Here is a 9,320-nt window from a genome sequence, read left to right as displayed (position 1 = left end):
ATCAACTGGTGCTCAAGCAATTGGGTGGCCAGGAGCAATTTCTGCTGGGTACCGATGTCAGCGGCCGGCCGTTGGCGGAACACAACGACGTCATCGGTTTCTTCGTCAACCAGTTGACCCTGCGCTGCGACCTGCGCGGCGAGCCGACCCTGGCCGGTTTTCTTGAGCGGGTCCGCGATGGCGCGCGGCAGGCCTACGCCCATCAGGGTCTGCCTTTCGATCTGGTGGTGTCGGCACTGGCACCGGAGCGCCGCTCCGGTCACTCGCCGCTGTTCCAGGTCAAGCTCAACTATCAACCATCGCGGGTAACACCGACCGATATCGCTGGTGCGCACATGACCGCGCTGGACGTGGCGCAGGCACCGGGCGATTTCCACCTGGTACTTGATCTGGTGCACGGCACTGAAGGCATCGACGCAACCCTCAAATATCGCGGCGACTGCTTCGATCAGGATCGCGCCTTGCGCCTGCAACATCTGTGGACACGTCTGTTGGACGAAACCCTCAACCTACTGGACGAGCCGCTGCCGGCACTGGCCGAACGCCTCGACGCATGGGATCGAACGTTCCAGCGCGAACGCCAGCAGTCCCAAGCCCTGGCCGGGCGCAGTCAACTGATGCAAACCAAACGTCGTTCCTTGACCCTTTAACCGAGTTGGATGCCTTTATGTCTATCGTGCCCCCATCGTCTCGCGCCCTCGGCACTGTGCGCCGCAAAGCCATGAACGTCTCGGAACAGCAACTGGTCAGCGAGCGTTTACTCAGCCCCGACCACGCCTTGCCGCTGGTGATCGAACCGGCGGTCAGCGGCGTCGACCTGGTTGCCTGGGCAACCCGGGAACGTGAAAGCCTGGAGAAGAAACTGCTGCAATACGGCGCCCTGCTGTTTCGCGGTTTCTCCGTATTGTCCGTGGAGCAATTCGATCAGGTGATCGCCGCCCTCTCCCCCGGCGCGCTGGAATACATGTTCCGCGCCTCGCCGCGCACCCGGGTCGGCGGCAACATCTACACCTCGACCGATTACCCGGCCGACCAGATGATTTTCCCGCACAACGAACACTCCTATTCGCCACGCTTTCCGCTGCGTTTGTTCTTCTATTGCCATATCCCGTCCGAAACCGGTGGCGAAACGCCGATCGGCTCGACTCGTGCCGTGAAGGCGAGCATCAGCCCCGAGATCGAAGCACGTTTCCGTGAAAAAGGTGTGCTGTACGTTCGCAATTACGGCGACGGATTCGGCCTTCCGTGGCAGACCGTGTTCCAGTCCGAAGACCGCAGCGAAGTGGAAGCCTACTGCGCCAGCGTTGGCATCGAAGTGGAATGGAAAGAAAACAACCGCTTGCGCACCCGCCAGCGCGGGCCGGCGTTGGTGCGTCACCCGCGTACCGGTGAAGAAGTCTGGTTCAACCACGCGACCTTCTTCCACATCAGCACCCTGCCCCCGGCGATCCGCGACTCGCTACAAAGCAACTTCAACGACCTCGACCTGCCCACCAACACCTTTTATGGCGACGGCGAACCGATCGAACCGCAAGTACTGGAGTCCCTGCGAGCAGCCTACCTCGACTCGCTGGTGCGGTTCAGTTGGCAACAGGGCGACGTGTTGTTCATCGACAACATGCTCGCGGTACACGGTCGTGAACCCTTCACCGGCAAGCGCGCAATCATGACCGGCATGGCCGAAGCCCTGCTGCAGAGTGACGTTGCCGTCTGACTTTCAACGGGGGTGCACCAGTTGCTCGCCAGAGGCTTGCCTGACATCTGTTCGGCGAGCCTCGGCGCCGCTGTCGTGCCCCAGTTTCAAGCCCCATTTTTAGTCGAGTTGAACATGAGCGGACTTCAAGGTTTTCGTATTTCGCCGCAACAGGCATCGGTGTACCCGCACATCAACGACGCGGTCGAACACTCGTTCAGTTGCCATTTGCAGTGGTCGTTATCCCGGCCGGTGGACGTCGATGCACTGAACAGCCGTCTACTGACATTGATGGCCGACAGTGAAATCCTGCGCACGCACCTGACACCGGTGCCGGGCTTGCGCCACCCGGTGCAAGTGATTCACGACAACTGCGCACTGGCCGTGACGGTTCAGGACTTGCGTCAGCACAGCTGCGCCGAACAGGAAATCGAGCTGACCCGCCTTGCCGCGCAGGCCCGCGACTGGACGAATCCGCTCGCCGTGACGCTGGTGCAACTGTCGAACGAACAATCGGTGCTGGACCTGGCCGCCGCCAGCAGCCACTTCGACCTCGCCAGCCTGAAACTGCTGGCGGGCGTATTGCTGCAAGACACCCAACCCGACCTGTCCGAAGCGCTGCAATACGCCGATTACGCCGAGTGGCGCTGGAGCCTGACGGAAGACGAGCCGGACCATCCGGGCGTGAACTTCTGGAAACCATTGAGCGAAACCGAACAGCCGACCTTGCAGCTGTCGCTTGAATCCACCATCGGCAGCGGATTTGCGCCGGCACACATGGAGATCGCAGTGCCCACCGATCTCGCCCGCCATCCGGCCCTGACCTCAAACCTGATGCTGACTGCCTGGGCCGCAGTACTCGGACGACTCGCCGGCCAGCAGCAGGTCCCGATCACATTGATCCACGAAAGCCGTGGCCCGGAACTGGAAAACGCTTTGGGTTTGTTCGAGCAGTGCCTGCCGGTGCGCATCGATCTGGATGCTCAGACGACCCTGCTGGAGCAAAGTCAGCACGTCGGCGCGATGATCGAACGCACGGCTGGCTGGCAGGACTATTACACCCAAAGCCTGACGGGCGGTTACGCTTTCGCCTGGCGCTCGGGTGATACCCAAGAGCGTCATGCCAGCGCAGTAATGAGCCCGGTAAAGGCTTACCTGGACGTCCGTCAATTGCCCGACAGCCTGCGCGTTCAAATGGTTTACGACCGCCACACATTGAGCAGTGAAGCGGCGGCCTGTCTCGCCGAACAATGGCTGCAACTGCTGCTGGGCACGCTGGCCGAACCGCAGCAAGCCTGGGCTCATCTGCCACTGAACGGACCGCTTCAGGCACAGATTATCGGTGCCCAACCGAGCTTGCCGTCGATTGAGTCGGTGACCCTGGTCGAGCTGATTGCCCGTCAGGTTCAGCAGCAGCCGCACACTGTCGCCCTCAGCGACAAGAACGGCGACCTGAGCTACGCCCAGCTCGATGCCTGCGCGACTTATCTGGCCCATCAACTGGCGGCGGCCGGGATCGGTCCGGGCGTGCCCGTCGGCATTCTGTTCGCCCGCAGCAACGCCGCCATCGTCGCCATGCTTGCGGTATTGAAGGCCGGTGGCGCTTACGTGCCGGTTGATCCGACCTACCCGGCGGATCGCCGCGCCTACATGCTCGCCGACAGTGCCATTGCACACATCGTGGTCAGCGCCGAGTTGGCCGACAGCGTGCCCGCCAGCCTGCAACGCTTCGTGCTCGACGACCTGACGGCACCCGAACCCAGCGACCTGCCGTCGCTGCCTGTGCCTCACGCGGACGACCTGGCGTATCTGATTTACACCTCCGGCTCCACTGGCGCGCCGAAAGCCGTGGAAATCAGCCACGGTGCACTGAGCTTTTCGACCCAAGTGCGCATGGCCACTTATGAGACGCCGGTGCGCGCCTACCTGCTGCTGTCGTCTTTTGCCTTCGACAGCTCGGTCGCGGGGATTTTCTGGACGCTGGCCCAGGGCGGGCGTCTGGTATTGCCGGCGACGGGCGAAGAATTGGAGATGGCCCGTCTGGCGCAGCTCATTGCCCAGCATCGGGTCAGCCACGGTCTATCGCTGCCCTCGTTGTATCAGGCTTTGCTCGATCAGTTGCAGCGCGCGGGGGCTGTCGACAGCCTTGAGTGCTGGATTGTCGCCGGTGAAGCCTGCCCGCCATCGTTGATCGCCCAGCACAGCAAGACCTTGCCGCACGCGCAACTGGTGAATGAATACGGTCCCACCGAAGCCACGGTCTGGGCTACTTATGAAGTGCTGGACCCGAGCCGGACATTGACCATTGGCCGGCCGATTGCCGGGATGGACCTGCGCGTACTGAACGAACACGGCGTCACCAGCGGCATCGGCGAACCGGGCGAAATCGTCCTCGCCGGCCCAACCCTGGCGCGGGGTTATCGCAATAAGCCCGAAGAAACCGCCAAGGCCTTCGTCACCCTGGCCGATGGCACCCGCGCCTACCGCACCGGCGACCTGGCCTGCTGGCTGGCTGATGGGCGCCTGGCGTTCCTGGGCCGCAAGGACCATCAGGTCAAGTTGCGCGGCTACCGCATCGAACTCGGGGAAATCGAGCGTCAACTGTGCAGCCATAGCGATGTGCGCGAAGCCGCAGTGATCGTGCAGGAGCACGCCGCCGGCAATCGTCTGCTGGCCTACATCCTGGCCGCTCATGGCTACGCGCCGGACTCGGAAGCGATCAAGCGCTTCCTCGGTGAACGCCTGCCGTCGTACATGGTGCCGGCCCGAGTGCTGACCCTGTCGACCTTCCCGCGCACGCCCAACGGCAAGCTCGATATTCGCCAATTGCCCGACCCGGACCAATTCGACGAAGGCGCCCACGTAGAACCGCGCAATGCGCTGGAAACCACACTGCAAGCGATCGTCGCCAAGGTCTTGAAGCTGTCGACCGTCAGCGTCACCGAAAACTTCTTTGCCATCGGCGGCGACTCGATCCTGAGCCTGCAAGTGGTGGCCCAGGCCCATGAGCAAGGCATTGCGCTTTCGGCCAAGCATGTCTTCGAGCGCCAGACCATCGCCGCCATGGCCGAAGTCGCACAGCCACTGGCCGCCGTCGCCGCTGAACCGCAAGCCGACAGCACCGAGTTCAGCGCCTCGGGTATGTCCGATGACGAAATGCAAGCGCTGATGGCTGAACTGAACGAGGCCGACCTGTGACCGGTTTCGCTCGCCGCCGCGCCATCGCCGTTGCCCCTTTTTTTGCAGGACGCTTTCAATGACCACCGAAAAAACCACCGCCAATCCGATTGAAGACATCTACCCGCTGTCGCCGTTGCAGCAAGGGATGCTGTTCCACTCCCTGCTGCACGAAGATTCCGGCGTCTACCTGATGCAGGATCGCTACCGCATCGGCGGTGCCATTGATGAAGTGGCGTTCCTTGAATCGTGGCGCCAGGTGGTGGCGCTGCACCCTTCCCTGCGCGCCAGTTTTCAGTGGAAAACCCAGAAGCAACCGGTGCAGGTGATTCACCGCGACGTCAAAGTACCGCTGGACACCCTCGACCTGCGCGGGCTCGCCCCGCACGAACAGGAAGCGCGGATCCGCACGTTGCTGGACGACGAGCAAAAAGTCGGTTTCAACCTGTCGAAGCCACCACTGATTCGCTTCCGTTTGGTGCGATTGGCCGATGAGTCCTACGAATTCATTCGCAGCTTCCACCACATCCTGATGGATGCCTGGTGCATTTCCCTGGTGACCGTGGACTTCCTCAAAGTCTACGAAGCGCTGTGCAACGACCGCACGCCTGAGCTCAAGAGCCCGCGGCCGTTCCGCGATTACATCCAGTGGCTGCAACGCCAGGATGCGGGCAAGGCCGAGCAATTCTGGCGCGGCCAGTTGCACGGGCTGAATGCGCCCACACCGTTGACCGTGGACAACGGCGTGACCCGCGACCGCTACACCGACGCGGTGCTGGTGGACGATCAACTGATTCACCTGAGCGAGCAGGAAACCCAGGCGCTGACGGCATTCTGTCGTAGCCGCCGGATCACTGCGAACACGTTCTTCCAAGGGGTCTGGTCGTTGCTGCTGTCGCGCTATAGCGGTCAACGGGACGTGCTGTTCGGCGTCACCGTGGCGGGCCGTCCGGCGGAGCTGACCGGGGTGGCAGAGATGATCGGCCTGTTTATCAACACCCTGCCGCTACGGGTGTCGGTGGATCCCGAAGCATCGCTTGGGCAGTGGCTGAGCGCGCTGCAAGGGATGAACGTCGACATGCGTGATTTTGAACACACGCCGCTGACCGACATTCAGGGCTGGAGCGATTTCCCCCGGGGCGAAACCCTGTTCGACAGTATCCTGGTGTTCGAAAACGCCCCGATTGACGAGCAGATTCTGGAAGGTGGTTTCCAGTTCAGCCTCGAAGGCATGGATCACAGCGTGCACACCCACTACGGTTTGACCGTGGTGATCCTGCCCGGCGAGCAGTTGGGCATTCGGGTGTCTTACGACCGCGAGCGTTTCGAGGCACCGACCGTGCAGCGCTTGCTTGGCCATATCGCCAGCCTGGTGCGCAGCATGCTTGCCGCACCGGAGGCGCTACTGGGCAGTTTCGAACTGCTGGCTGCCGATGAGCGCCAGCAACTGCTGGGTGAGTGGGCGGTAAACCCGCACGACTTCCCGCTGGATCACAGCTACGCCGAACTGTTTGCCGCCCAAGTTGCCCAACGCGGCGGGCAGATTGCCGCAATCTGTGACGGTGAATCCCTGACCTATGCCGAACTGGATCAGCGATCCACTCGCCTGGCCCACACCTTGCGCGAAGCCGGTGCCGGTGAAGATCAACTGGTCGCGCTGGTGGCCCCGCGTGGCCTGGCGCTGTTGACCATGATGATTGCCGTGTTCAAGGCCGGCGCCGCGATGCTGCCGCTTGAAGTCAATCATCCGCCGGAACGCCTGCGGGAAATCCTCAGTCTGTCCCGTGCGCCGTTGCTGGTGGCCAGTGAAGAGTGCAGTGCGCTGCTCGACCAATTGCTCAGCGGCCTCGACCAGGCGCCAAAGGCCCTGTTCGCCGAAGCCTGCTGGACCGGTGAAAACGATACGCCGCTGCCATTGGCGGGCGGCCCGGACAGCCTGGCCTACGTGCTGTTCACCTCAGGTTCGACCGGTACGCCCAAAGGCGTGATGATCGAACAACGGGGCATGCTCAATAACATCTTCGGCAAAGTGCCGGCGCTGGGGTTGAGCGCCGAAGACCGGATTCCACAGACCGCTTCGGTGGCGTTCGACATTTCCGTGTGGCAGTTCCTTGCCGCGCCAGTACTGGGCGCCACGGTGCACATCCTGCCGGACGACGTGGCGCATGACCCACAACGCCTGCTGCAAGTGATCGCCTGCGAACGCCTCAGTGTGCTGGAAATCGTCCCGAGCCTGATGCGCACACTGCTTGCGCTGTGCCCGTGCGATCTGCAACTGCCCGACCTGCGCTGGGTACTGCCCACGGGTGAAGCGCTGCCGCCAACCGTGGCCCGGGACTGGTTTGCACGTTTCCCCGACATCGCACTGATGAACGCCTACGGCCCGGCCGAATGCGCCGATGACGTGGCCTTCCAGCCGATCTTCGAAGCACCGGACGCTAACGTCAGCCATATGCCCATCGGCCAGCCGACCGCCAACAACCGCTTGTACGTACTGGATGAAGCGTTGCGGCCGGTGCCAATTGGTGTGGCTGGGGAAATCTGTGTAGGGGGCGTCGGTGTCGGCCGCGGCTACCTGCACGATCCGCAGCGCACCGCTGATGCGTTCATCGACCATCCTCAGCTGGATGGTCGCCTGTACCGCACCGGCGACCTCGGGCGCTGGCGTGCCGATGGCGTGATCGAATACCTCGGCCGCCGCGACCAACAGGTGAAATTGCGTGGACACCGGATCGAACTGACCGAAATCGAACACCGTCTGGCCCAGCACCCGAACGTGCGCGAAGCCGCCGTTCTGCTGCGCGAAAACAGCGTTGGCGAAGCCTGGCTGGTGGCCTACTGGTCGGCCCATGACGATACGTTGGGCAACGACGGGCTAACCGAACACCTGCGCGCACAATTGCCGCCATACATGGTGCCGGCCGCGTTCGTGTGCCTGGAGCGCCTGCCGCTGAACAACAACGGCAAGGTCGATCGCAAGGCCCTGGCCGCCCAGGAACTGAGCTGGCAGGCCGACACCCAGGAAAGCATCGCACCGCGTAACGAGCTGGAAGCCGCAGTGGCGAAAATCTGGGCCGAGGTGCTGGGTCGCGACACCGTTGGCGTGGAAGACAACTTCTTCACCCTCGGTGGCCACTCGCTGCTGGCCACTCAGATCGTCGCGCGCCTGCGCAGCCATTTCAAACTCGACCTGCCGTTGCGGGTGCTGTTCGAACAACCGACGGTAGCGCTGCTGGCCGTCGCCATCGCCGCGCGCCAGGCTGTCGCCGCCGCACCGCAAGCCGCCGTAATCAGCGTGCCAAAGGCCCAGGTCCGTCCAACGCTGCTGCCGTTGTCGTTCTCGCAACAGCGCCTGTGGTTCATCGAGCAACTGACGCCGGGCACGACGCTGTTCAACATCCCCTTCGCCCTGCACCTCAAAGGTGAACTCAACGTTGAAGCGCTGCACGCCAGCCTGAATGACTTGCTCGTGCGTCATGAAATCCTGCGTACCGGCATCCGCAGCGCGGATGGCGTGCCCAGCCAGCACATCAGTGATTCGCTGAACATTGCATTGCCGTTCGATGATTTGTCGGGCCTGGGCGCGACGGCTCGTGAAGGTGCGCAGTTCAATGCCCTGCAAGAAACCTTTGAGCAACCGTTCGACCTGACTTCACCACCGCTGCTGCGGGCGCGTCTGCTACGTGTGGCGCCGGGTGAACACGTGCTGGGCATCGCCTTGCATCACCTGGTCTCGGACGCGTGGTCGGCGACCATCGCCCTGCGCGAGCTGGCCCTGGGTTACGAAGCCCGTTGCAACGGCGCCCCCGCCCAACTGCCGGCCTTGCCGGTGCAGTACGCCGACTTCGCCCTTTGGCAGCGCGAACACCTGCAAGGTGCCGAGCTCAAGCGCCAGCTCGATTACTGGACCACCACGCTGGATCGTCGCAACAGCGAAGGCAGCCCGTTGCTGGCACTGCCGACCGACCATCCACGGCCGTCGATGCAAACTTACCGTGCCGGGATCGTACAGCGTGAACTCAGTGCCGACCTCAGTGGCCGGGTGCAAGCCTTCGCCAGTCGCCTGGGCACCACGCCGTTCACCGTGTTGTTCGCCGGCTTCGCGGTGCTGATGCACCGTTTGAGTGGCGATGCCACGGTGCTGATCGGCACCCCGGTCACGCACCGCGAACAACCGGGCACCGAAGGCCTGCTCGGCATTTTGCTGAACAACCTGGCGATCCGTGCCGACTTTGAACCGCAAGCGGATTTCACCGCGCTGGTGGGTCAGGTGGCCAAGCGTTTGCGCGAAGGCTTGCAGCATCAAGACCTGCCATTCGAGCAATTGGTCGACAGCCTGCAACTGCCACGCAGCCTCAGCCATGCGCCGCTGTATCAAGTGATGGTCGCGCAGCAATTGGCCATGGAGTCGCGCTTGCGCTTCCCGGGGCTGGAGTTCGAAGCCCTCGAC

Annotated in this window: 4 protein-coding genes; all 4 read left to right on the top strand. The window is 62.8% G+C overall.

The genetic code is table 11. The features are described from left to right. On the top strand, window positions 1–650 hold a 650-nt coding region (locus WLY71_RS27680), incomplete at its 5' end, for a condensation domain-containing protein (RefSeq protein ID WP_347806092.1). Window positions 651–667: 17 nt separating this feature from the next. Then, window positions 668–1,714, top strand: a complete 1,047-nt coding sequence (locus tag WLY71_RS27675) for a TauD/TfdA family dioxygenase (RefSeq protein WP_347806091.1) — start codon at window positions 668–670, stop codon at window positions 1,712–1,714. Between the two features lie 114 nt (window positions 1,715–1,828). Beyond that, window positions 1,829–4,891, top strand: coding sequence for a non-ribosomal peptide synthetase (locus WLY71_RS27670; RefSeq protein WP_347806090.1), 3,063 nt, complete (start codon window positions 1,829–1,831; stop codon window positions 4,889–4,891). A 58-nt stretch (window positions 4,892–4,949) separates the two neighbouring features. Continuing rightward, the coding region (locus WLY71_RS27665; RefSeq protein WP_347806089.1) for an amino acid adenylation domain-containing protein at window positions 4,950–9,320 on the top strand (4,371 nt) is incomplete at its 3' end.

Source organism: Pseudomonas rossensis, assembly GCF_039888995.1.
GTDB classification, from domain to species: Bacteria; Pseudomonadota; Gammaproteobacteria; order Pseudomonadales; family Pseudomonadaceae; genus Aquipseudomonas; species Aquipseudomonas rossensis.
The sequence above is the reverse complement of the archived record's forward strand: the minus strand, read 5'-3'. Positions and strand labels throughout refer to the sequence as shown.